This window comes from Zhongshania sp. R06B22 (genome assembly GCF_040892595.1).
GTDB lineage: Bacteria > Pseudomonadota > Gammaproteobacteria > Pseudomonadales > Spongiibacteraceae > Spongiibacter > Spongiibacter arctica.
On record NZ_JBFRYB010000001.1, the window covers coordinates 2025673 to 2050192 of the forward strand.

The 24520-nt window shown below is 50.8% G+C and carries 22 protein-coding genes; 16 read left to right on the top strand and 6 right to left on the bottom strand.

Annotated elements, in window-relative coordinates; translation table 11 throughout:
* Positions 1-22: 22 nt before the first annotated feature.
* Entirely contained in the window at positions 23-643 is a 621-nt protein-coding gene (locus AB4875_RS09195; protein WP_368375768.1) for an arylesterase, read from the bottom strand.
* Between the two features lie 43 nt (positions 644-686).
* On the opposite strand from AB4875_RS09195, the gene AB4875_RS09200 reads away from it, so the two are divergent.
* Both AB4875_RS09200 and AB4875_RS09205 read left to right on the top strand, forming a co-directional pair.
* Positions 687-1370: an ABC transporter ATP-binding protein gene (locus tag AB4875_RS09200; protein WP_368375769.1), complete on the top strand. Its 684-nt coding sequence runs from the start codon at positions 687-689 to the stop codon at positions 1368-1370.
* The gene (locus AB4875_RS09205) at positions 1367-3862 is read left to right on the top strand and encodes an ABC transporter permease (protein WP_368375770.1); all 2496 of its coding nucleotides are present in this window, start codon (positions 1367-1369) and stop codon (positions 3860-3862) included. Before AB4875_RS09200 ends, AB4875_RS09205 begins: the two co-directional genes overlap by 4 nt.
* 13 nt (positions 3863-3875) lie before the next feature.
* Here the strand turns inward: AB4875_RS09205 and AB4875_RS09210 are convergent, their stop codons facing one another.
* On the bottom strand, positions 3876-4553 hold the full coding sequence (locus AB4875_RS09210; RefSeq protein WP_368375771.1) for a TetR/AcrR family transcriptional regulator: 678 nt from the start codon (positions 4551-4553) through the stop codon (positions 3876-3878).
* Between the two features lie 399 nt (positions 4554-4952).
* Here AB4875_RS09210 and AB4875_RS09215 point away from each other — a divergent pair, with 399 nt between their 5' ends.
* Positions 4953-5732 carry an SDR family oxidoreductase gene (locus AB4875_RS09215; RefSeq protein WP_368375772.1) on the top strand — a complete coding sequence of 260 codons (780 nt, stop codon included), beginning with the start codon at positions 4953-4955 and terminating at the stop codon, positions 5730-5732.
* A gap of 75 nt (positions 5733-5807) precedes the next feature.
* Here AB4875_RS09215 and AB4875_RS09220 read toward each other — a convergent pair whose 3' ends face one another.
* Entirely contained in the window at positions 5808-9503 is a 3696-nt protein-coding gene (locus AB4875_RS09220; protein ID WP_368375773.1) for a translocation/assembly module TamB domain-containing protein, read from the bottom strand.
* Positions 9500-11302, bottom strand: a complete 1803-nt coding sequence (locus tag AB4875_RS09225; RefSeq protein ID WP_368375774.1) for an autotransporter assembly complex protein TamA — start codon at positions 11300-11302, stop codon at positions 9500-9502. The genes AB4875_RS09220 and AB4875_RS09225 overlap by 4 nt, the downstream gene beginning before the upstream one ends.
* A gap of 232 nt (positions 11303-11534) precedes the next feature.
* Between AB4875_RS09225 and AB4875_RS09230 the strand changes: the two genes are divergently transcribed.
* The gene (locus AB4875_RS09230; protein ID WP_368375775.1) at positions 11535-12827 is read left to right on the top strand and encodes an MFS transporter; all 1293 of its coding nucleotides are present in this window, start codon (positions 11535-11537) and stop codon (positions 12825-12827) included.
* On the opposite strand, the gene AB4875_RS09235 is transcribed toward AB4875_RS09230, so the two are convergent.
* Entirely contained in the window at positions 12817-13482 is a 666-nt protein-coding gene (locus tag AB4875_RS09235; protein ID WP_368375776.1) for a nitroreductase, read from the bottom strand. The genes AB4875_RS09230 and AB4875_RS09235 overlap by 11 nt on opposite strands.
* A gap of 170 nt (positions 13483-13652) precedes the next feature.
* Positions 13653-14633, bottom strand: a complete 981-nt coding sequence (locus tag AB4875_RS09240; protein ID WP_368375777.1) for a malate dehydrogenase — start codon at positions 14631-14633, stop codon at positions 13653-13655.
* 287 nt (positions 14634-14920) lie between these two features.
* Between AB4875_RS09240 and ttcA the strand changes: the two genes are divergently transcribed.
* From ttcA to ccmB, 12 genes are all read left to right on the top strand, one after another.
* Complete coding sequence (ttcA, locus tag AB4875_RS09245; protein ID WP_368377063.1) at positions 14921-15823, top strand: tRNA 2-thiocytidine(32) synthetase TtcA; 903 nt, start codon at positions 14921-14923, stop codon at positions 15821-15823.
* 298 nt (positions 15824-16121) lie between these two features.
* Positions 16122-16829: a hypothetical protein gene (locus tag AB4875_RS09250; protein ID WP_368375778.1), complete on the top strand. Its 708-nt coding sequence runs from the start codon at positions 16122-16124 to the stop codon at positions 16827-16829.
* Positions 16829-17824, top strand: a complete 996-nt coding sequence (locus AB4875_RS09255) for a FliG C-terminal domain-containing protein (protein WP_368375779.1) — start codon at positions 16829-16831, stop codon at positions 17822-17824. Before AB4875_RS09250 ends, AB4875_RS09255 begins: the two co-directional genes overlap by 1 nt.
* 138 nt (positions 17825-17962) lie before the next feature.
* Positions 17963-18307 (top strand): Hpt domain-containing protein, encoded by a 345-nt coding sequence (locus tag AB4875_RS09260; protein WP_368375780.1) that lies wholly within the window; start codon positions 17963-17965, stop codon positions 18305-18307.
* Positions 18308-18427: 120 nt separating this feature from the next.
* On the top strand, positions 18428-19384 hold the full coding sequence (gene fliM, locus AB4875_RS09265; protein WP_368375781.1) for a flagellar motor switch protein FliM: 957 nt from the start codon (positions 18428-18430) through the stop codon (positions 19382-19384).
* Between the two features lie 95 nt (positions 19385-19479).
* Positions 19480-19899 (top strand): flagellar motor switch protein FliN, encoded by a 420-nt coding sequence (fliN, locus tag AB4875_RS09270; protein ID WP_368375782.1) that lies wholly within the window; start codon positions 19480-19482, stop codon positions 19897-19899.
* A 66-nt stretch (positions 19900-19965) separates the two neighbouring features.
* Complete coding sequence (locus AB4875_RS09275; protein ID WP_368375783.1) at positions 19966-20532, top strand: hypothetical protein; 567 nt, start codon at positions 19966-19968, stop codon at positions 20530-20532.
* Positions 20529-21368 carry a MinD/ParA family ATP-binding protein gene (locus tag AB4875_RS09280; RefSeq protein WP_368375784.1) on the top strand — a complete coding sequence of 280 codons (840 nt, stop codon included), beginning with the start codon at positions 20529-20531 and terminating at the stop codon, positions 21366-21368. Before AB4875_RS09275 ends, AB4875_RS09280 begins: the two co-directional genes overlap by 4 nt.
* A 95-nt stretch (positions 21369-21463) precedes the next feature.
* Entirely contained in the window at positions 21464-21844 is a 381-nt protein-coding gene (locus AB4875_RS09285; protein WP_368377064.1) for a response regulator, read from the top strand.
* Positions 21845-22086: 242 nt separating this feature from the next.
* A complete protein-coding gene (locus AB4875_RS09290) occupies positions 22087-22977 on the top strand; it encodes an Hpt domain-containing protein (RefSeq protein WP_368375785.1) in 891 nt (296 codons plus the stop codon).
* Between the two features lie 146 nt (positions 22978-23123).
* Complete coding sequence (gene ccmA / locus AB4875_RS09295; RefSeq protein ID WP_368375786.1) at positions 23124-23762, top strand: cytochrome c biogenesis heme-transporting ATPase CcmA; 639 nt, start codon at positions 23124-23126, stop codon at positions 23760-23762.
* A complete protein-coding gene (gene ccmB, locus AB4875_RS09300; RefSeq protein WP_368375787.1) occupies positions 23755-24441 on the top strand; it encodes a heme exporter protein CcmB in 687 nt (228 codons plus the stop codon). Before ccmA ends, ccmB begins: the two co-directional genes overlap by 8 nt.
* Positions 24442-24520: the final 79 nt, after the last annotated feature.

The window sequence follows — 24520 nt, forward strand, 5'->3', positions numbered from 1 at the left end:
GAAGTTGCTGGCTTACAAAAACTTAATCCAGCATTGCTCGCAGTGCAGGCAATACGTTCTGTAGTATCAGTGCTTGGGCCTCAGCGGTAGGGTGGATACCATCACTTTGCATTAGCGCGGGCTTGCCTGCGACGGACTCGAGTAAAAACGGAACCAGCGCCAAGGAGTATTTGTCGGCTAGCTGAACGTAATTTTGCTCAAATGCATTGGTATAGCGCGTGCCGTAGTTCGGCGGTATTCGCATACCGATGAGCAGTACTTCGGCGCCAGCATCCATACTTTTGGTGATCAATGTCTGCAGGTTTTTACGTATGCTGGTCGCGGGGTAGCCTCTTAGGCCGTCGTTGCCGCCGAGTTCAATGATCACAATGCTGGGTTGGTGTTGTTCAATGAGTGGCGGTAGGCGCTGTACTCCGCCTGCTGTGGTTTCGCCGCTGACGCTTGCATTGATAATGATCGCGCGTTCAGCCAGCTCGGTTTGCAAGAGGTAAGCCCAGCCTTCTTGTTGGCGAATGCCGTAGCCGGCACTTAGGCTGTCGCCAAGAATCAGTATTTTGTGACTGGGTGCGCCGTCTGCAGCAGTGGCGAAAGTAGCACTAGAAATCAGGCTTAATAAGCCGCCAGACAATATTAGCAGCCGCATAAGTTTTGCGCTGCTTGAGCATATAAGGGAAATAGATTTCATCATGATTCGTGTTAATAATCTCTGTAAGACGGTTGTCACTGGCGGGCAGCAATTAGACATACTGAAAGGGATCAGCTTTGAAATCAAGGGAGGCGAGAGCGTTGCCATCGTTGGGGCATCAGGAGCGGGTAAGTCGACGCTGCTCGGATTGCTGGCGGGGCTCGATAATGCCAGTAGTGGCGATATCTTTTTGCATGAGCAGAATATCAGTGTGATGACTGAAGATCAGCGCGCTGCGCTGCGCGCTCGTCACGTTGGATTTGTGTTCCAGTCATTTCAATTGCTGCCGGGTATGACAGCGCTAGAAAATGTGATGTTACCACTGGAGTTGGCCGGCCATCGTTCGCCTGCTATCGAGGCCAAGAAGTTCTTAGACAAAGTCGGCTTGGCCGAGCGCGGTGGTCATTATCCCCGCGTCCTATCTGGTGGTGAGCAGCAGCGAGTTGCCTTAGCCAGAGCATTTGCGGTTAGCCCTGATATTTTATTTGCCGATGAGCCTACCGGTAATTTAGATGAGCACACCGGTCAGCGGATCATTGATTTACTCTTTGAACTGAACAGTCAGAGCAAAACCACCCTGGTACTGGTGACACACGAGGCTGTCTTGGCTCAGCGCTGCGAGCGCACCTTGGTGATGCATGACGGCCTGCTGCGTGAAGAGCCTGCGACAGGCACCACGCTATGATCATTCGTGGTATGCGCCACTTAGCCCGAGCATGGCGCGGTGGAGAGCTGGGCTTGCTGGGTTTTTCACTGGCCTTAGCGGTAGCCATTGTCAGCGGCATCGCTGGGTTCTCAGATCGCCTAAGCCGCACGATGGAGCAGCAAAGCCACCATTTTTTAGCCGCAGACCGGGTTTTGAAAACCGCGCGCACGGTTCCTGATGAATGGATTGCCGAGGCTCAGTCTCGGGGTTTACGAACCGCTACGGTGGCTAGCTTTCGCTCGATGATCTATGTCGGCGACGCCATGCAATTGGCTTCTATACGCGCAGTTTCAAATGACTATCCGCTGCTAGGTGAGCTGGGCGTGAGCGAGCAATTATTCGGCGCGCCGATAATGCGCGTGGCTGGCCCGAAACCCGGCGAATTGTGGATGGACTCGCGGCTGTTCGCCTTGCTGGATTTGAATGTGGGTGACGCTGCAGGCATAGGAGATGCCGAGTTTACCGCCAGTCAGGCGCTGATCAGTGAGCCGGATCAAGGCAATATGAACGAGATGCTGGCGCCACGCGGACTGATTAACTACGCGGACTTAGCGGCAACGGATGTCGTCCAGCCCGGTAGTTTGGTGCGTTACCGCTATTTATTCGCTGGCACCGAACAGGCGCTGCAAGGCTTTGCACAGTGGTTATCGCCGCAACTAGATGAGGGGCAGAGCTGGCAGGATGTCCGTGATGGTCAACCTGCGATGGCTGCGACCCTGCAGCGAGCAGAGGGCTATTTATTGCTAGCAGCGAGCCTCGGTGTAGCCCTGGCAGGCGCTGCAATTTCTTTGGCTGCGCGTCGCTACGGCGAGCGCAATACGGACAACGTGGCAATAATGAAGGCGCTGGGGGCGAGTCGGCGGCAGGTGTTAAGTCATTATATGACCCAGCTCACTTTACTTTGCTTGGCAGCTGTCATTGTCGGAGGGATTGGCGGTCACGGTTTGCAGTGGGCTTTATTCACCAGCCTTAAAGAACTTATTGCGGTGGATATTTCCCCCGCTAGCTGGCGACCGCTGATGGTGGGGGCAGTAACTGCTTTTGCTTGCACAGCAGTATTTGCGATGCCACCGGTGTTTGCTTTGAGTAAAGTCTCGCCACTGCGGGTATTACGGCGCGGTAATGACGAGACCGGCACGGGTTTGTTGCTAAGCGCCCTGACCGGCATTTTTGGCATTGGTTTGTTGATGTATTGGTATAGCGGTGATGTATTGCTGAGTACAGCGGTGTTAGGCGCCGCATTGGTGACCGCTTTATTGGCCAGTGTGTTAGTGCTGTTTTTGATTTCATTCGCCCGTCGGGTGTTTCTTGGCCGCGCTGGTGGTGCGCTGCGCATTGCCTTGGCGGCAATTTATCGGCGCCGTATTGGCAATGCCTTTCAAGTTGCGAGTTTTGCCTTATCGCTGATGGTACTCACCTGTCTCGGTGTACTTCGCACGTCCTTAATCGAGGACTGGCAAATGCAGATGCCCGTTGATGCGCCCAATCATTTTTTGATTAATATTCAAACCTCAGAAATCGCAGCGCTAGATACTTTTTTTAAACAGCATGATTTGAAAGACGCGGGCTTGTATCCGATGATCCGCGGCCGATTGACGCATATTGATCAGCAGAAAGTAGGTGAAATTAGAGAGATTGATGCTAATAGCGGTAGCATAGATAGGGAGCTGAATTTAAGTTGGGCGTCCGATTTACCTGACGATAATCGATTGCTGTCTGGTAACTGGTGGCCAGACCTTGCGGCCGAGAGCGCAAATATGATCCCCGTGTCGGTAGAGTCTGAACTTGCGAACAAGTTAAATCTGACGATAGGTAGCGCACTGTCTTTTAATATTGGCGGTCAGTTGCTCAATGCCCAAGTGAGCAGTATTCGAAGTTTAGATTGGGCCAGTATGCGGCCGAATTTTTATTTTATATTTCCGCCGCAAAGTTTAGAGAATTATGCGAGTAGTTATATCACCAGTTTCTATTTGCCGCCTGAACAAAAGGCCTTGCTCGGTGATTTACTTAGGCAGTTCCCCACCGTGTCACTGATTGAAATTGATACGGTTATTAAACAAATGAAAATAGTGGTGAGTCAGGTCAGCACCGCCATTGGTTTGGTTTTGATGTTGGTAGTGGTGTGTGCCTTACTGGTTGGGGTGGCCAATGTCTTAGCCAGTTTGGATAGCCGCCTGCACGAGAACGCGATCTTGCGTACCCTTGGGGCGAGCAAGAAGTTAATTGTCAGTGGCTTGCTAATGGAGTTTGCAGCAGTGGGTTTGCTGTCTGGTTTGCTCGCGGCGCTGGGTAGCAATATCGCTTTATTTGGCTTGCAGTATTGGGTTTTAGAAATGGATGTTGCCATACATGGCGGGGTGTTTATTGTGGCGCCGCTGATTGGTGTACTTACAATGTGCACTCTAGCGTGGCTGTCTTGCCGGAAACTAATTACTCAGCCGCCATTGGTGGTCTTGCGCCAAACCCTGTAGGCGGTGTTTGGGTTTAGGCGCTTTCTGGCGGGTAGGTGGTTGCTATCGTTGGCAGACGCGAGATCTCGCTGGGGTCTGTACAAAGCCCGGCGATCATCATGCGCAGTGATTTTTCGGCTTGTAGGTCTAGGTCTCGGTGATAACCGTAGGTGTCGCCGTGGTCTAACATTAATGTTGCCACGCCGTGCACCGCAGCCCAGACAGTGTGCGCCATTGAGGCGACGTCATCGAGTTCTCTCAATACTCCGGTTTTGAAACCGCGTTCCACACCGGCTCGCACTTTGTAAATGGCCTCACGTCCAGCGGCAAAAAGCTCTGGATAGTTATTTCGCGGTTGCAATACCGGGCCAAACATTAGATTAAACATTTCCGTATGAGTTTTTGCGAATTGCACATAACTAAGGCCAAAATATAGAAGGCTAAGGTCTGCGCGTGGTTCGCGTTCACTGGCCAGGCAAAACTCAAAAAAGCGTCGGAAACCCTCGGTTGCTAGTGCAGCAAGTAAGGCGTTCTTGTCTTTGAAGTGGCGATAGGGCGCAGTTTGGGATACGCCGATCTCCCTTGCCAGCGCGCGCAAGCTGAGCTCGCCAATACCTTCATTAACGAGGTGTTTTTCGGCAAGTTCCATGAGTTCTTCACGCAGATTGCCGTGATGGTAGCTATTGTTGGTGTTAGTTGTAGTCATAGTCATTGTTTTGTCGTCTGTCATTGCGATGCAATGTTGACAGCGATCATATCAAGTGTCATGTGTTTTTTCGGATTTGTGTTAGCAGGATCGTAAAGCGGCGCTATTCTAACGAACTTCTGACAGCGCGTCGCCTTTTAGATAAGACTGTGTGCGCCCAGCGAGTATTCTGTTTCTTTGCGATAATGCCGTTTTGCTAGTCGGCAGTGCAAGTCGGCAGTGCAAGTCGGCAGTGCAAGTCTGGGAGTTGGTTTCTCAAGGTGATTGTTTCACGAGGTGGTCGTTGCTGGAGGTAATTGATTTTAGGGATGATTGCTTTTAGCTAAGATTTTTTCAGATAGCGGTGGTTTTAGATACCGCTACTTGCAGACAATATCGATAAAAGAGGTGGAAATGGAACTCAATGTGAACAATAAGGTGTACCTGGTCGCTGCTGCGAGCAAGGGCTTGGGTTACGCGATTGCTGAACAGCTGGCATTAAACGGCGCGTCGCTTGCTATCGCCAGCCGCAGTGAAAGTAGTATCCAGGCGGCGGCAACCGAGTTGGCGGCGGCAACAGGTGCGAAAGTGCGCGGCTATTGTATGGACGCCAGCGACGCGGACAGTATTTCCACGTGGGTTGCCCAGGCCAGCGCTGATTTTGGCCGTGTAGATGGCTTGGTGGTGAATGCCGGAGGGCCCCCGCCAGGTCAATTTGACGCGTTTAGCGATGACGATTGGCAGAGTGCCTTTGAGCTGACTTTAATGAGTGCCGTTCGCATGATTCGCGAGACCTTGCCGCATTTGCGCGCGGCCGGGGGTGGGTCAATTTTGACCATCACCTCGTCATCGGTGAAAGAGCCTGTGGACTTTTTGTTGTTATCTAATGTCATGCGCTCCGGCGTGACCAGCTTGGCTAAGAGTTTGTCTAAGCAGTTAGCGCCAGAAAATATTCGCGTTAATAATTTAGTGCCGGGTTTAATTGCCACCGATCGCATGGTGAATCTTGATACGCTGCAGGCGAAGGCAAAGGCGATAAGTTTTGATGAGCAGCGTACTGTCAGCCAAGCTACCATCCCGCTTGGTCGCTATGGCGATCCCAGTGAGTTCGGCAAGACTGGGGCATTTTTATTGTCAGATGCGGCTAGTTATATAACGGGTGCAACCCTAGTAGTGGACGGTGGCACTATGAAAACCGTGTGGTAGTTCTAGGTTTAGTCGGGGGATTGAGTTTTGCGAGGGCCTAGCATTGGCTTTTTTTGGTCGATGATCGACGCCTCGCTATTGTTGGCCGTGTTCGATTTTATATAAGAGGTCAATACTTTGGGCTTTACCAGATTGCGCTTTCAGACCTAAGTTTTTGCTCAGGGTATAGTCGAGCTGCACGCTACCGGCAGGTGTGAAAAGATTTTGTACATAGCTAATAAATAAATCCGGGTTTAGGTATTTACCCACTACCAGCGAACTGTCTTCATAGCTGTCACCCCCCTGTAAGCTGACTACATCGACGCCAAAGGTGTTTTGCAGCGTATTGCTAATACCTCGACTCTGGGAAATTCCCAGCGCAGCGGCGGCATTCATAACCTGATTGGCGTCAGACTTATTGAGATCAGCGGGTGCTTTGCCGGTGATGAGAATCGCCATAACATCTGTGGGAGGCAATATGGGGTCCGAGAAAAGTTCGCTGCGAATATCTTGCGCAAAGCCACCAATGTTGACGCCGACGGTAGCGGTTTTGGTTTCTCTTATGGCGGTGATATTCAGTCCGGGATTATCTAGCGGGCCCTGAAAAATTAACAGGCCGCGTTCGACGTTCAATTTTTGACCGTAGGCTTTATACACCCCGTCGTAAAGTGACAGGGAGCCAAAGCCTTGCAGCAGTGAGTCGGTTTTTTGGCTTAGCTTTAATTGGCCGCCGAGGCGGGTGCTTAAGCCATAGCCCTTAAACTCAAAACTGTCGTTCAGCACAATGTCTACTCGGGTGTCGATAGCCCGACTTTTTACATCGCTAGTGGTCTGCTGATTTACGATACGCTCATCTGCAGATACGCCAGCGGCCTGATCTGGCAGGGTTTTAAGGCTGTAGTTGCCTTTTGGAATCGTTAAGGTGCCCCGTATCTTAATAAGCTCAGGGCTGAGGCTGGCATTGATATCTGGGGATATCAGCACTAAGCCATCGGCGCGGTCTAAGACGGTGATATTGTCGCCGCTGATGCGAAGTTGACCGCTTGGTCCGCCAATGCCGCCTAGCGCGCCGTGGCCGGAAATATTGAGTACGCCCTTGCCTGATACAATTTTACTCTCTAACTGCCAAGGCCCGCGGCTGTCAAAGGCCAGTTCGGCCTTGGCGTTTTGCAAGCTTATCCCAAGGTCGGGTAGCTCCATTTTAACATCAGTTAGACTAAGCGAGCCTTGGGCTAGCGGCTCGGCGAGCTGTCCTGATACGGCCAGTTGCGTGCTTAGCACACCGTTGAGATTCTCTAGTTGTGGAAATAGCCCACCCAACCAGCTCAGGTTGCTGAAACCGCCGTTTATATCGCCTTGAATCTCGCTGCTGGCGGCTAGCCCCTGGGTACTGAGATTGGCATTGATGCTGCCAATATCAGCAATACTAAAGATGGCGTTGGTATTGAGGCGGCTGTGTTGAATCTTTGTTTTAGACGCCAAGCTGGCTTGATATTCCGCCATCGTTTGATCTTCATCAGCTTGGTAGCGAATAACAATATCCTGGCTGCTAATATCTAGATCGCCACTGAGATCATCAATTTTACCCGCAATAGAAAAATGACTATTCAGGGTGCCGCTGATAGCCGAGCCGGGTGGCAGGCTGGCTGCAGTAAAGCGCTCAAGGGCTAAAGCGTCGATGTGACCGCTGGCGCTAATACGGTCGCCTTGCAGGCTGCCGTTAGCACATACTTTGGTGCTGTCTTGTTGCAGGCACATTGTCGAAAGCGACACGGTATTGGCCGCGAGGTCCAATGCACTGCTTCCGGCAAGTTGCCAGGGGCCGCTGACAGCGCTGTTAAGCGAAAGGTCTTGGATGCTACTCAGCCATTGGTACTGTGAGTTACTTTGTTTTAACGCGCCAATTAAATCGAGCGCAAGCTGCTTGTCGTCGTCAGTGACGGTGAGAGCTAATTGGTGTTGCTCGATGCTGCCGCTGGCTTTCAGGTCGAGATTGGCCTTGTTTAATGGCGAGGCCGATATACCCTCGCCCTTTATCTGCAGCGAGACTTCCTTAGCGGCATTGGTGCTAAGTGCTAGATGTGCGGCTGCTATGCGGTATTGCTGATATTGGAATTCCCTTACTTTGAGGTCGGCAACAATTAGCGGAGAGCGCCCCTTGTTGAAGAGCTGGGTGATAGCGCCGCCACGTAGCGTGCCTTGGGAGCTCACTGAGCCACTTAGCTGGGGTAGAATTTGGCTGAGTTTGGGGGCGTTCACCAGCCAGTTTAATTCGCTTTTGTCGAGTAATTTACCATTCGCGCTAAGGTGGTTGTCGCCTAGCTGCAAGACCAGCTTCTTAAATTCTTGGCCTTTATTGCTAGCAGTAACCGCGCCGCTGCCGGCAATGGCTTTGCCAGCAATATCGCCAGATAAGGTGTTAATGATGAGGTCTGCACGATAGCCGGTATCACCCCAAAAACCTTTGCTATCTAGGTTTGTGGCCAGCTTGATTGGCCATTGAGGGAGGGCGCTGGCGGTGTCTATGTTTTCGGCTTTTACCTTTAGCTGCCAGTCTAATGCTTGGTCTTGAGATGGATTTGCAGAGGGCGCGGCTAGCAAGCCATTGGCGTTGATCCGGCCTCTAATACCAAGCTTGCCTGCCTCGGTGTCAAGCGTCAGGGTGTTCAATAAAATGGCGAGTTTATTGCCGTTAAACTCTAGTTTAAATGTTGCCGGCTTTTTTAATACCTGAGCAATGATGGTTTGCGATGATGGCGTGTCGTCATTGCTCGACTTTGCTGTCTCACTACCTTGATTTGCACCCGCTGCGAGCTGACTATGCAGACTAAGGACGTAATTATCCCAGCTGCCGCTAATTTGCAGGTGACCATTGCGACTGCTGAGCTGCGGTATTGGCAATCTACCTTGCATAGCCGTACTCAGGGGGAGTGCTATCTCTGGCCAGTCAGATCTTAGCTCGATCTTAATCCTGTGGAGATCGACTATTGCCTGCGATGGTTGATACCAATTAGATATCCTCGCATCGCTAATAACTGTCGCAGGGCGGGTGAGGCTATGCTTTATATGTAGATTACGGAGGTTTCCGCTGAGCCTGCCTTTACCGCTGAATGTTGTTTGCTCAGGCAGGTCTAGCGACCAATCCATCGATATATGCATTTTATACGGTGGGCGATTGTTGACGTCGCCACTCAGGGTCGCTGAATACACCTTACTTTTTATCGTGAGTGCGCTAATAGCAGTGCGCAGAAGTCCGCTATACGCCTGTAGCGAAATGAGGTCGATGGTTTGGATATTCTCGTCTTGGTCTACGGTGATTTTTTGGATTCTTGCGTCTTGTATGTTGAGCGGGAACGGTAAACTCAGCGTCGGCCATGGCGACAGGGGCGAGGGCTCCGCCGGGACATTGGCCGTGGGGTGAAGGACAATATGTAACTGGTCAATATGCAATTTATGTATCGGCAATTCACCGCCGAGAATGCCCCATAAATTCCATGCGCTGTCGATGGACGCGATATCAATGTCAGCAGTTGCTAGCGGTAGGTGCAGGTCTTTAAGTTGAATGCCGCTCGCAAGCGTTCCGGTATAGGAGGTAAACGTGGCCTGTGGTGAAACTATGGCGAGACCTTTAGTGAGTAGCCAGTCGCTGCCGCGCTGGGTGTCCAATATAAAGTAGAGAGCAGTGACTAGAGTGATCACGACAAAACTACACGCTAAAAACCCGCGAATAAGCCAGGTGGCCAAAACAGCCAGTGCGCTGCGCGCTCGCTTTGACGAAGTGGCTTGGGTCATAAGTCTGGCCCCATTGATAAGTGGAAGCGAAAGCCGCCATCTTTTAAGGGGAAGCCGAAGTCGACCCTGATGGGACCGATGGGCGAAAACCAGCGCAAACCGACACCAGCGCTGCTATAAAAGGTGAAGTCACGGGTGTCGAAGGCATTGCCTGCATCGTAAAACGTAGCCAGTGCAAAGTCGCCCCAGACTCGGTGGTCGTATTCTACGCTGCCGGTCAATCGATGTTTGCCGCCGACTACCTCGCCATCACTGTTTTCCGGGCCTAGCGATTCATAGGCGAAACCGCGCACACTATTGTCGCCGCCAGCAAAGAACCGCAAAGAAGCTGGCAATTCTGAGAAATCGTTGAGTGCTGTGATGCCGAGACCACCGCGGCTGATTAAACGTCCGCCGAGTATAGGCAAGATGGTTTTTCCGTCCAGTTCAAATTGGCCGAGGCTTACATCCGACACTACGCCGTCTAACGCACCGCGCGCTGCCGCTGTGACTCGCCAGCCTAGGGTTGGATAGCGTCGATCGTTGGCCTTGCTGCGCGCAAATGCGATACCCGGCATGAGCAGGGTTGAGGTGTTATTGACGTTTGCGATATCGAAACTCTCGTGGAGAAATTTCAAACTTAAAGTTTGTACCCAGCCGCTGCCGGCGAGTGAAATAAGCGCGACCTCGGCGCGGTAGCTGGTGCTTTCTGAGGTATCAGTGTCTTTCTTTTGGACGCCGGTAGACCAGACGGTTTTGTCGGTGAGAGGCTTGGCTCCGGGCTGGGAGTATTGATAGCCAAGATTGGATAATACCGGAGAGTATTGACTGTTAATTTGGTAAGTATCTCCGTCAGCGTTGAAGCGACGATTTTTCAGGCCATAACTCACCCGGGGACCGGTGTCAGTAGATGCGCCGATACCGGCAGTGGTTTCATACTGCTTTTTCGGTGTGCTGGTAATGTATGTAGCAACCGTATTGTTGCTGGCGTCGGGGGTGCCTTGATCGACGTTAACAGATGAAAAATAGTTACTACTCACTAAATTGTTTTGCAGTGTGATCAGCTTATCTGCCTCAAAGGGCGCAGAGGTTTGAAATGGTAAATAACGTCTTAGCAGCGAGTCGTTCAGCAGAGACGGACCGAATTCAATGGCGCCGAAGCGGTAGCGCCTGCCACTTTGGAAAATAATGGTGATGGCTGCGGTGTTGTTGTCGGTGTTTATCTCGAGGCTATGTTGCGTAAATTTGCCGTCAAAATACCCTGCGCTGCGAGCCCGCTGACTGAGCTGCTTTTTTATTTCGTCGTAGTCGCTGTGCAGTAGTTTATTACCTACCTTGGTGGGTAAGGACGCTAGGTAGGTGCTTAATACCGGGTCGGCGCCGCCTTCGCCCTCAATGCGAACATCGAGTACTGCTATGTTTGTAGCGGCGCCAGGGTTTAGTTCAAGCTGTAGCTCCCAACATATATTCTCTGGGTTTTTCTTTAGCAATTTTAATGGATTCACCGCCGATATTAGGCTGTTTTTCTCGGCGCTGTTTGCCGTGTTAGCTTTAGCTTTACTCAGTGTCCAACGGCCATGGTAGTAGCCTAGCGCGCGGAGTGCTTCAGATATCTTTTGATCGCTGCCACGCAGGCGGCCGCGGAGTTTGATTTCTGATAAATCGCAACTGATGTCATTGAACGCAAGGTGCGCGCGAATATTTTCCTGCAGTTTATTATTGCCGCCGTTGATGGTGAGCTTGGCGCTGTCATTGGCCATGACGTTCAGACAAAGGCTATAGAGTATTAGCGCTGCTAGGGGCTTGGCCGGTCTTAACATAATTATTGTGTACTTTGGCGACAACGTGAATCAGGATTGAATTATGCCTTGCTGGATTTTTGCTAGCTACTTTAAAGTTAAGAACTTGCGGTTTAGAAACCGGATATGGGCAGAATACTCAGTTCAAAATCTTATGCTGCTGTTAGACTGCGCGCCTCGGCTTGCGATTAACTGCAAGTCTGCTTGGATTTCTCAAATGTTCAATCACTTATTTTATAGGGCGTAGGGCTTTATGAGGCGTTTGTTATTACCGCTGGCAGCATTATTAATATCCGATGCCTTGTTGCTAATTGGGCATGGGCTGATGCTGACGTTGCTGCCATTGCGGGCCGAGATAGAACAATTCTCGGCTGCCCAGACCGGTTTTACCGCGTCTACCTACTTCATTGGCTTTGTTATCAGCTGTCTTGTTACCCCGCATATCGTGCGGCGTGTCGGGCATATACGCTGCTTCGCGGTATTAGCAACGGTATTTTCGGCGGTGGTATTATTGTTTCATGCTTTACCCAGTTTCGTCGTATGGCTGGTCTTGCGGTTTATTGTGGGCTTTTGTATTGCCGGTTTATATATGGTGATAGAAAGCTGGCTGAACGATCGCGCCACGCGTGAGACCCGCGGTACGATACTTTCGCTGTACACGGTTATAAACCTCAGCATGATTATCCTCGGCCAGCAGATGCTGAATTTTGCCGATCCGTCTGGACCGATGCTCTTTGGCTTGGCGGCGATATTATTGTCCTTGGCAATTGTGCCCGTTTCCCTAACGGCAACCTTGGCGCCAGCGCCAATGCAGGTAGTGAAATTAGATTTTCGCCGCCTCTGGCAGCTATCGCATGTGGGTATGGAGGGCGCTATTACCAGCGGTTTAGTAACGGGCGCGTTTTGGGCCATGGGTCCGGTTTATGCCCGTGGGCTGGGGTTGGATACATCGCAATTGACCTTGTTTATGAGTGGTGTGGTATTAGGTGGCGCACTGTTTCAACTGCCACTGGGGCGTCTATCTGATCACTATGATCGCCGTTTGGTTTTGTATTTTATTAGCCTAGCGGGCGCGCTAGTGTCAGCGGTGTTGGTATTTGTCCCAGTGGTTGGCAATGCATTTTTGTTTTTGGCCGTGCTCTGGGGCGGGACGGTGATGACGATGTATTCAATTTGTTTGGCACATACTTCAGATAACGCCGAAGCCAGTGATTTTGTGTTGGTGGGGAGTGGTATTTTGTTTTTATACGGCTGCAGCTCGGCGGTGGGGGCGCCGTTGGCATCGGTGTTCATGTCTCTGTTCGGACCGCGGGGTCTATTTGCCTTTGCTGCGGTGTGTCTATTGGGCTTCACTCTGGGTATTTCGATTCGCCGTAAATCTCATGTGGTAGCAATTGTTGATGAGACCGAGCCCTTCGTAACAATACTTGAGACCTCACCGGTGATTTTTGAGTTGGACCCGCGGCACAACGATGGCGAGGATAGTGAATTCCTCGCAGCCGATGGCTCGTCGCCGGGGTCGGATCAGGATAAGGCTAGCTTATAAATTGAGTCGTGTCGCTTAGCGGGGCGCGATCCATAATGACTTGGTTGATTTGTGCGCCCACGTCTTCGTAGCCAAAGGACAATCCGCAGATAATGCCGTTGCCCTCGGGAATATTGGCGATTTTAAAGACTTCGTCGGGATAAAACGCCAAGGCGCCCTGCGGGCAACTGGCTAAACCGTGCTCAACCAAGACCAGCATTAATGTTTGCAGATAAATACCCACGTCTACCGCGTTGACCGGGCCCATACTGGTAGGCATAGAAATAAAGGCAACGTGGGGGGCATCAAAAAATTCCCAGTTTTTCATCATTAGGGCAAAGCGCTTGTCTTTCTCGTGACGCTCAATACCCATGGTGCCGTAATAGCCCATAGCGCATTGGTATTGGCGGTCTTTATAGACCCCTGTAAGGTTTTGGTCTCCTGGGGTAAACGCGGAGGTTGGCGCTTTTCCGGCGCTCATTTCGGCAAAAATTGCAGCTTGTAAATCTTTTCTGGCTTGGCCAGATACCACCACAGTATGACAGGGTTGAGTATTGCAATTGGACGGCGCTAAGCTGGCGCTCGCAAATATTTTTTCCAGTAATTCCGGCGCGATAGGGTCGGGCTTAAAGCCACGAATTGAGCGTCTGGCTTTGAGTGCATCGGAGACATTCATTTGACGTTATTCCTATGGTTTTGGAGCAAGTTATCGATGTTAAAAAAGCGTAAAAGGTAACGCGTTTTGACAGAATAGTCACCATGCAAGGTGCGCTGGCGATAGTGATTGATAGTATATAAAGCAAAAAAAAGGCGGCCCAAGGGCCGCCTCTTTAATTTGCCGTAATACTATGGCAGCAGGTGTTTTACACCGTCACGCTCTTCAGCGAGCTCTTTTTCAGAGGCTTCCATTTTGCCACGGCTGAAGTCATTAACTTCTACGCCTTGAACAATTTCCCACTCGCCGTCTTTGCAGCGGCAAGGGAATGAGTAGATCAGGCCTTCGGCAATGCCGTAGCTGCCGTCACTGTAAACGCCCATAGAAACCCAGTCGTCGCCTTCAGTACCAAGTGCCCAGCTGCGCACATGCCCAATAGCGGCATTGGCTGCAGAAGCGGCAGAAGATGCGCCACGCGCTTTGATAATTGCCGCGCCGCGTTGCTGAACGGTTGGAATGAAGTCAGCTTCAAGCCATGCTTGATCAACAAGGTCGCTGGCGGTTTGGCCAGAAACTTTAGCATTGAACAGATCCGGATACTGAGTTGCTGAGTGATTGCCCCAGATAGTCATGTTAGTAACGTCATTCACAGTTTTGCCGGTCTTGATAGCAATTTGTGTCATGGCGCGGTTGTGATCGAGGCGGGTCATCGCGGTGAAGTTGCGTGGGCTGATAGACGGCGCATTGCGCTGAGCAATCAGAGCATTGGTGTTAGCAGGGTTGCCGACAACCAGTACTTTGATGTTCTTGCTAGCGTTCTCATCAATTGCCTTGCCTTGTACCGAGAAAATAGCTGCATTAGCTTCGAGCAGATCTTTACGCTCCATGCCGGGACCACGCGGACGTGCGCCAACAAGCAGGGCGTAGTCAGCATCTTTAAAGCCAACACTTGGGTCATCGGTGCAAACTACGCCGGCCAATAATGGAAATGCGCAATCTTCTAACTCCATACGCACGCCTTGGAGGGCATCCATAGCAGGCGTGATGTCGAGTAAGTGCAGAATAACGGGCTGATCGTCGCCCAGCATAGCGCCGGAGGCGATACGGAAAAGAAGTGCGTAGCCAATTTGGCCGGCTGCACCGGTAACGGTGACGCGAACTGGTTGTTTCATTGGGCGATTCCCTTTCTGATGGTGGTCTGATTTTTGAGCGGGTGCGATCGGACGTGGATTACACAGTCCGACATGCACCCGTGCCGGGGTCTGGCCGTGTACGAGACACCTCATGCCAGCAGATTTTGGCGGCCTAATGATAGTCATCTACGCCGCCGATTGCCAGCGATTGAGGCCGTAAAGGCCAAATACTCGGCCTGATAGTACCGCAAAAGCGCGAGTTTGTGGCCGCTGACTGCGCGTTTCTATATAATGCGCGACCCAGTCCTATATTTGATTTGCGTGTTATGTCTAGCTTGCCAAAACTTGAATTCAATAAACTTCAGAAGCGTTTGCGCCGCCATATGGGCCAAGCGATTGAAGACTATAAAATGATCGAAGAGGGTGACCGCGTGATGGTTTGCCTATCTGGCGGTAAAGACAGCTACACCATGCTCGATATACTCATGAATCTACAAAAGAGCGCGCCGATTAAGTTTGATCTAGTGGCGGTGAATATGGACCAAAAGCAGCCTGGCTATCCAGAGCATGTGCTGCCTGAGTACCTCGATACCTTGGGGCTTGAGTATTACATCGTCAATAAAGACACTTACTCGATAGTTAAGCAAAAGATTCCTGAGGGCAAAACCACCTGTGGCCTCTGCTCGCGCTTACGTCGCGGTACGCTATACGCCTTTGCCGAAGACATTGGTGCGACTAAAATTGCGCTGGGGCACCATAAAGACGATATCGTACAAACCTTATTTTTAAATATGTTTTACGGTTCACGCTTGTCGGGTATGCCTCCAAAACTGCTGTCTGATGACAAGCGCAATATCGTGATTCGTCCACTGGCCTACTGCCGTGAAAGTGATATTGAGGCCTTTTCTGAGCACAAGGAATTTCCGATTATTCCCTGCAACCTCTGTGGCTCGCAGGAAAACCTTCAGCGCCAGAATATTCGTAAAATGCTCATGGAGTGGGAAAAGACCGATGGCAGTCGCATAGAGAAAATATTCTCGTCCATGCAGAATATCGCACCCTCGCAAATGGCAGATCCAAATCTCTTTGATTTTGCGTCACTAACCATTGACCGCAGTGGTGAGCGCAAAGAATATGAGTTTGAGTCTACGTTAAAGATTGATGCCGGTGGTGTACCAGCGTCGACACCAATATCGGCCGATTTTATTGAATTGGTTCAGCTTAACTAGCGTTCTGAAATCCCAATAGACTGCATCTGGTCAGCGACTTATTCGCTGCTGCCGGATGCATACCCGAGCTTTTGCGCAAAGATCGATACCCCGCTTACCACTTCCCTGTATTTGCTGTTGCTCCATGCTGGCCTAATTACTGCAATAACAACTGTTATTAGTGAGTTGGCAGTGATAATCACTGTGATTTATGCTCTTTTTTATAATGGGTTGTCAAAAAAATGACATTTTATTGTTTTTACTCCTGCTTTTTCGGTTTCTGTCATTATATTGACGGTCGTGGGGCTTGGCGTTAGTGGTGCAAGAATATGAGACGGCAGAGATAGTCGAGGCTGGGGCATTATCGATACCTAGCTACATTTCCATGTTGGTTATGGCGCTGTGTTTTATCGCCGGCGTGCTATTGATGACGGAAGTGGCTTGGCAGTACTGGCGCTCTACCTACAGCGCAGGATTTGAGCCGGCTCAAAACGACCTACGCAGTCAGCGTGAGGCATATTTGACCCGCAAAGTGCTGAATTTGGCGACCTCAGTTATTGATGGTCGCGATATAAAAATAACGGTGCAAGTAGACAGTGGCGACAAAAATGGGCTTGGCGAAGGCGCGGAGGTGAAAGCCGTTCTGATTTTAGTAAATCGACCCGCGCACGTGCCGGATGTTGAAGAAGCGCTAGCGGCGGTCGTTACAGCTGGCTTGGCCTTGAATACTGGGCGGGGAGATCAGCTAAGTGTGCAGTTTCGCACGTTCTCGAAAACAAATAATGATGGTAATACCTTATGGGGACTCGTTCTTATTCAGCGACTATATCTGGCACTGGGCCTATTGCTGATCGGCGGTGGTGGCTTTGCGTGGGCATACCATCGTTACCAGCAATTGCGAGCAAAAGCTCGGCAGCTAGAGAGTGACTACCGTGATCAATTACGCCGCTTTCAGGCTATTGCTGAAGAAGAGCCCGCCCGTGTTGCTAGCGTCTTAAGTGATTGGTTGAATGGGGCTCGGAGCTAATGGCCACATCGATGAACTTAGCGGATGCGGAGCAGGCAGCGGCCTTAATTATGTCGCTTGATAAACCGCAGGCCGCCGCTGTTTTACGAGCGCTGCAGCCCGCCGATGTGCATCGCTTGGCGGCAGCGATGAGCGGTATGGACGCCCCGAGTAGTGCAGAATTTAATCGCGTGCTCGCGCGTTTTCATCGCGACGTAAACACCTTTTCTGGGGTGAAACCGGGCGCGGGTGACGCGGTGTTGAGTTTGCTGGAAGAGGCGCTAGGCGAAGAGCGTGCAAAGCTCCTGGGTGATCGCCTAGACCTGCATGGCCAGTCTCGACATATTAATAAGTTAAAGTGGCTCGAAGCTAAGACCATTATCGATATCATCAGACGCGAACATCCACAAATACAGGCCGTTGTTATTGCCTGTCTGGATGCGAAGCAGGGTAGTGAGGTGCTGCTTGCATTTGAGGAGTCGCGAAGATTAGATTTATTAGGCCGTCTGTCGGGATTGAAGAATCTGACCCCGGCCGCGCTTGAAGAACTGGATTACTTGCTTGAGCAGTATTTTAGCGAGGTCGGTCGACCAATGGGACGGGCGATGACAGGGGATTCCTTGGCGGCCGCCTTGCTCAATGAAATGGACGTCGGGGCGGAGAGCAGTTTGCTTAATGGCTTGCGCGCAAGTCAGCCAGAACACGCTGCCCGAGTTGAGGAGTTAATGTTCGGCTTTGGCCAAATTGTGAATATGGCAGAAGACGATATTGCTATTCTGGCGAAACAGCTAGCGCCAGAGATCCTAGCTCCCGCCTTGGCAGAAGCGGGAGCGCAGCTCCGGCGCCGATTTTTAAGTGTGCTAACAAATGAGAAGAAGCAGGCGATTTCCTTGTTGTCACGCCGTTTCACGCAAACAGAGTCAATGAGTGCGCAAGCGGAGATAGTCAGGGTTGCAAAACAAATGGCGGCGGTTGGCGAAGTTATTCTCGATGCCCGTAAAATAGATGTATTTTAGTACTCGGTTTTACTTGCCGATAACCTAGACTTAGCTATCATTGCCAAGCAAAAAATAGCAAGCTGCAATCAACGGCGTATTAGCCCTAAATAGATAACACGATTTATCCAGCTATTTAAACAAGGACGTTTTAAGCCCATGCCCGCATTAGATTTAGCCTTATTGGAAGAACTACGTGAGTTTATGGAAGACGATGTTTTCTCCTTGATTGACGAGTTTGAGATCGATACTCAAGAGCGGCTGGCGGCTATAGAGCAAGCCATTATAAACCGTGACGCCGGCACTCTCAGGGCTATGGCGCACACCATGAAGGGTGGGGCTGCATCGCTTGGCGCAGAAAATCTATCTCAGCATTTTCGCGGTTTGGAATATCGTGGTCGCGATGCAAGTTTTCAAGATATCCAGCAGGACTTTAGCAATGCCAAGCGCTGCTTTGCTGATTCAATGGTCTTGCTGCGTAAATGGTTGGCGGAAGATAAGTAGCGGCTGTCATTTTTTTGACACGCAGTCGAGTTTTTAAGTCATTGATTTAAATAATAAAATATTGGCGCAAGTCTTGCTGTAAGTCCTGTATTCCTTTTGTTTAGTAGCGGTGTGGGCGTAATGGTGAAGGATTTACTTTCCCAAGCAGAAATAGATGCCTTATTGGCGAATGTGCAGGCGCAAGCACCAAGCCCAGATCGCCAAAGTGCGGGTTCTGCAAGCCCACGTTCCTTTGATTTAGCCAGTCGGCGACGTTTAAAAAAGCGGCCCTTACCGGGCTTAGAACATATTAGTAAGCGGTTTGCGGAATACTTTCGAGATAGTGTCTCCGACGTCCTAGGTCAAAGTGTCGATGTTGCCGCGATTGATCTGCAGTTCCAGGCTTATGGCGAATACCTGCATTCACTGTATGTCCCTACATCCCTAAATTTAATGCGCTTACATCCGCTGAAAGGCGCTGCAATGATTGTCTTTGATGCGCGCTTGGTATTTCGATTAGTGGATATGTTCTTTGGTGGCAACGGTACTCAGGGCCATGCTGACGGTCGCGACTTTAGTCAGGTCGAGCGTCGTGTTATCGGTCGATTGGTCAAGCGCGCTCACACTGATTATGATCGAGCTTGGCGCTTGGCGAGTGCAATGCGCTGCGAGTCATTGGCTATGGAAGTGAATCCTGCGATGGCCTCTATCGCTGGTCACACCGATAATATTGTGGTGTGTCGTTTTCAGATTGAATTAGATAGTGGCGGTGGCGGTGAATTTCATATTGCCTTGCCAGTGGCGATGTTGGAGCCCGTAATGGAGTTGCTCAGCAAGACAGAATCGGCTGAGCATCCCGGTGATAATTCATTGTGGCAGAGCTCCCTGAGTCAGTCGCTGCTGGATACCAAGGTGGCAACACGTTGCACACTGGCGGAGCCGGTGATGAGTTTAGGGCAGGTTGCCGGCTTGCAAGTGGGTGATGTTATTCCGCTGACTAGCCGGGAGTCGTCGGTGCTAAAGGCCTCTGGCGTGCCAGTAGCAAGAGCGCATTTGGGCATTGTGAATGGGTGTTTGGCGCTTAAGATAGTGGAATAAAGCGGCTACTCTACAAGGCTAAGATTCACCAAAAATAGTTAGGGTGTAAAAAGCCGGCAGTTGTGCGACTTGAAATGTGACTAAGAGACTGGAATATGGACAAGCAAGACGAACTGCGACGTCAGCGTCAGGCCTTAAAAGAAGAAATGGAGGCAGCCGACAAGCTTGGGTTTCAAGGCGCCGATAGCGCAGGCTTAAAAGGGCCGACTCCGCTTGATGGCGTCGGTGCCAGACTTCGTGATCGGAGTACTAGCGGTCCAGATTTGACCATGGTGATGGATATTCCTGTTCGTCTTACCTTGGAGGTAGGCGGCAGCGATATGCCAATCCGGGATTTATTGCAGCTGCATCAGGGCGCTATCGTAGAGCTTGACCGGCAAGCTGGAGAGCCTTTAGATGTGTTGGTAAATGGCACCTTGATCGCGCGTGGGGAAGTGGTGGTGATCGAAGATAAGTTGGGGATTCGGCTGACTGAGGTGGTAAGTCAAGCTGAGCGCCTGCAGTCATTGCGATAATTGTTGGTCGGTCGTTTTGTGCGCCACGCTGGGCTTAGAGGGTGGCTACCCGGGAGATGAAGAATAATGAAACGTAGGCTGGTATTTTTAAGTCGCGATCACGACGGGCTTTGCGAAATTGTTGAAATGCTTAATCAACCGCATTTGAATGGCTGGCGCTGGTGGATTTTTACCGCTGCGGCTGCCGATGTTCAGCGCCTTGGGCTGCCGCTGGCCTCCCCGCTGATGCTGACCAATATGCTTGGCGGAGCGTGGCGGGGTGGTTTCTGGGGCTTTTGCTTGGGTGTATTATTGGCCGTGTTTGTCTTAACGCTTTTCACTGTTGATGAGGGCTTGGCGCGGACTATTATTATGTATTCGCTGCCCATTACCCTGCTGTCCTTTGGTGCCTGGGAGGGCGGTTTTCTCGGATTGATGCAGAACAACCCTAGCTTCGATGATTACCGTCCTTATGCCGCGAGTAATTTATTTGTCCTCCTCGTTGATGTTCATGCAGTGGATCAGCGCTTGCTAAAGAAAATTATGGCGATGTGTAATGCCGACCAGGTTGGCGAACACAGTCGCAGAATGTGGGGCTTTCCTTGGCGCGAGAATATGTTTAACAACGCTGAATTGCCAGCGAAGCTATCATGACTCGGGCAATTCAAGTGATCGCCGTAAGTGGCGGTAAAGGTGGCGTTGGTAAAAGTAATGTCGCTATCAATCTCAGTGTCGCGCTGGCAGAAAATGGTTCAAGGGTGGTGCTTTTGGATGCGGATTTTGGTCTGGCAAATGTCGATGTGCTGCTTGGGCTCAAAGCGTTAAATACCATAGAGCAAGTCTTAGATGGTCAGTGTTCGCTGCAGGATATTTTACTGACAGGCCCTGCGGGCATAAAAATTATTCCGGCGTCGTCGGGAACGCGACGCTTAAGTATGCTCAGCTCCCTAGAACACGCAGGTTTAATTCGCGCTTTTAGCGATATTGCCGGTCAATTGGATGTCTTGGTCATTGATACCGCTGCGGGCATCTCAGACTCTGTGGTCAATTTTCTGTCTGCTGCACACGAAGTCTTAATGGTGGTCTGCAACGAACCAAGTTCGATAACAGATGCTTACGCACTCATTAAATTGTTGAATCGCGATTTTGGTCGCAGTCGGTTCCGTATTGTGGCGAATATGGTTGCCGATGAGCAGGAGGGGCGCCAACTTTTTGAAAGTTTGAATCAGGTTTGTGGCCAATTTTTGGACGTCGGCTTGATCTACGCAGGTACGGTGCCGTTTGATTTGAAGCTTAGAGAGGCTGTACGCCAGCAAGAGCCAGTGATCTTGGCGGCGCCAAGTAGTCCCTCTGCCAGGGCATTGAGGGAGTTAGCAAAACAGGTGCAAACTTGGCCTTTGCCAGCCAAGGCGCAGGGGCATTTAGTATTTTTTGTTGAGCGCTTATTAGCGCTCAACACGGCGGCTGATGACCCGGTGGCTCAACATTAATGAGTGATGATCTTCGGGATTTAAGCCCAAACCCCTTTAGGGGTAATCATGAGGAAATAGACCCTGTTGTCTCGGAGTCGTATTCGCCGGCTGAGATGCGGATATTGGTGGTGGAAAGCTTTTCTTCAATGCGACGTATTATTTGTAATTTACTCACTGACTTGGGGTATCGTTATATTAGTGAAGCGGAAGATGGCTTGTCGGCGCTCCCCATGCTCCACAACCAACGCTTTGATTTAGTTATTACTGATTTGATTATGCCGAGGATGTCCGGTTTAGATCTGCTGCGGGCGATCAGGGCAGACAGTAACTTAACGCATATCCGGGTATTGATGATTACCGCTGACGCCCAGCGCGGACAAATTATCGCCGCGGCGCAGGCCGGGGTAGATGCGTATATGGTTAAACCCTTTACGGCGGCGATGCTGGAAAATAAAATTCTGGCTGTTATCGGCAACCCCAGATCAAAGTCCTAAACACGGCAGTCTGCTTGATATTACCCGTGTAGTCCCCTTGCTTTTCCAGAGTAAATCTAACTTAACGGTATATGACACGATACCGTGTAAGTGTGATGTAGCCGACATCCTTGGCGGCGGCGATCGGTGATAATGACGGGTAAGTGCCGCGTCAGTGATTGAGGCGGTGCCGCTAAATATAATAATTTACCATGATTGGTGGATGTGCTGTTTAGCTGTCTGACAATAACGTGGAGCTTAGTGTGAACGAACAAGAGCACGAAGGTATTTTGGCGATTTTCCTCGCGGAAGCAGAGGAGATTGTTCAGCGGTTGTCAGAGCAGCTTGCAGAATTGCGTTATGGCTACGATGGCCAGAGAATACTTGACGATATCCACAGAGGCTTCCATACCCTCTATGGCGGCGCAACGGTTTTAAAGATGACTGAGCTGGTGGAATGCGCCCAGTTAGCTGAGCGCGTTATGGAGCGTGTCCGCACCCGACGGATCTCAATGACGCCGAGTTTGGTGTCATTGCTAGTGGCTGCTATTGGGGCTTTAGAGCTGATGCTGGCGCGTCGCATTAATCATCAGACGCCAAGTGCCGTCGATGGCGAATTAAAATCGCGCTTACTGCGCGCGGCTGATCGCAACAATAGCCCGTCTGCGGCTAATAACCCAGTTGATAGCTACACTGACCCGCTGAGCGTTTTTTTTGACGGTCGCTTGCAGCCCAGAACTAGTCAACTCTCGGATTCGGCGCCCTCGGTTTTAAACTATGAAAGTGCGAGCTTTACCCCGCTTCAGGCAAGTAATCCAGATGATTTAACTGCCCCCCAGACCCGCTACGATTCTGGGGCCTTTCGAGCTTATCGCGGTAGTCAGTTCGAGACGATTGGTGCCGACCTGGCTGCACTGACTCCTCAGTCAGCACCTGCCGTAAGCCCGAGTCTTGCTTTGCAGGTGGCCGCGGATAGCAATATCAGTAATTTGGTGAGCGAGCTGAGTTGGGTGCGTCAGCGCTTAATGAAATTTCGCGCTAAGGGTTATTCTGCGGAATTAGACAAAGCGCTAAGTTATCTTGATTTGGTAACCCAAGATTTTGAAAGCTGGGAGCGCGATCGCGCTAGCGACAGTGATGGCAAGTCTCGTTGAGTCAATTGCTAATCGTGCGCAGGTGTTTGCCTGCAAATAGCTTGGGCTCTCGTTTTAGGCACTAAATTTCCATAGTTTCGTATATACTTGGCGGCGATTTTACGCATGTCGTCGACATGTCTGTGCGTGGATAAGCGGGAGTGGTTTTGGCAATTACAGGCCTGGAAGTTAAACAGTTATTCAGCGAGCGAGATGATCGGGTGCTGTTTTCAGATTTGTGCTTTCAGCTCAATGCGGGCCAGCTTTTACAAATTGCTGGCCCAAATGGCAGTGGTAAGACGAGTTTGCTCCGCATTTTGGCTGGCCTGTCGAGTCGCTACGAAGGCGATGTTTTATGGCAGGGTAAATCTTTGCAGCGACAGCGCCACGATTATTTGCAGCAGTTACTGTATATCGGCCACGGCGCTGGTATAAAAGCAGTGCTGAGTCCGCTTGAAAATTTGCGCTGGTCGTGTGCTTTACGCGGGCTTGCCGATAGCGATGCCCTCATTATGGCTGCGCTCGACAAAGTCGGTTTGGGTGGTTTTGAAGAGCAACCGTGTTTCTCCTTGTCAGCCGGTCAGCAGCGCAGGGCGAACTTGGCGCGCTTATTCTGTATTCCCGCTAGTCTCTGGATTCTGGATGAACCCTTTACCGCCATAGATCAGCGCGGCGTGGCCGAGATCGAGAAGTGGCTAAGCGATTTTGTAAGTGATGGCGGAGCGATATTATTAACTACCCATCACAGTCTTAACTTCTCCCAGGACTTTAAGGTCATCAATTTGGGAGCGGCCGCCAATGTCTAATCCTAGACTGATTAAATTGGTGTTTGCAGTACTGCTGCGTGATGTTGTTGCATCACTGCGGCGCGGTAGTGAATGGTCTAACCCCCTAGTGTTTTTTGTGATGGTGTGCGCCTTATTTCCCCTTGGGATTGGCCCACAGCCAGATCGTCTTGCCGAGCTGGCACCCGGCATTTTATGGGTTGTTGCGCTGCTAGCGTCGCTGCTCGCCATGGACAGTTTGTTTAAGGGCGACTTCGATGATGCGACCCTAGAGCAAATGTTACTTACCCATCAGCCGCTTTATCCACAAGTATTAGCTAAAACAGTGGCACATTGGCTAATGACCGGCTTGCCCTTGAGTCTTTTGTCACCGGTGTTGGGTATCCTCTTGCATTTGCCCCCGGCGGGGATGCTACCGCTAATGATGAGCTTGATTTTGGGCACCAGTGTGCTCAGTTTTATAGGCGCTATTGGCGCCGCATTAACGGTAGGGCTTCGCAAGGGCGGCTTGTTGTTGTCGCTCATCGTATTGCCACTTTACATCCCGGTACTTATTTTTGGCAGCAGCGCAGTCAAAGCGGCAGTTGAGGGCGGCCCCTATTTGCCGCAGCTTGCAATGTTAGGAGTGTTTTTTCTGGCGGCGCTAGCGTTATCGCCACTGGCGATTTGTGGTGCTTTGCGAATTAGTGTTGATCAGTAGTTTTAGCAAGCGGCAAAAATCAATATTGTTGTATTTAAGTATGTCAGGGCCTGTCTAAATCGCGGTCAGGCTAGGGTAT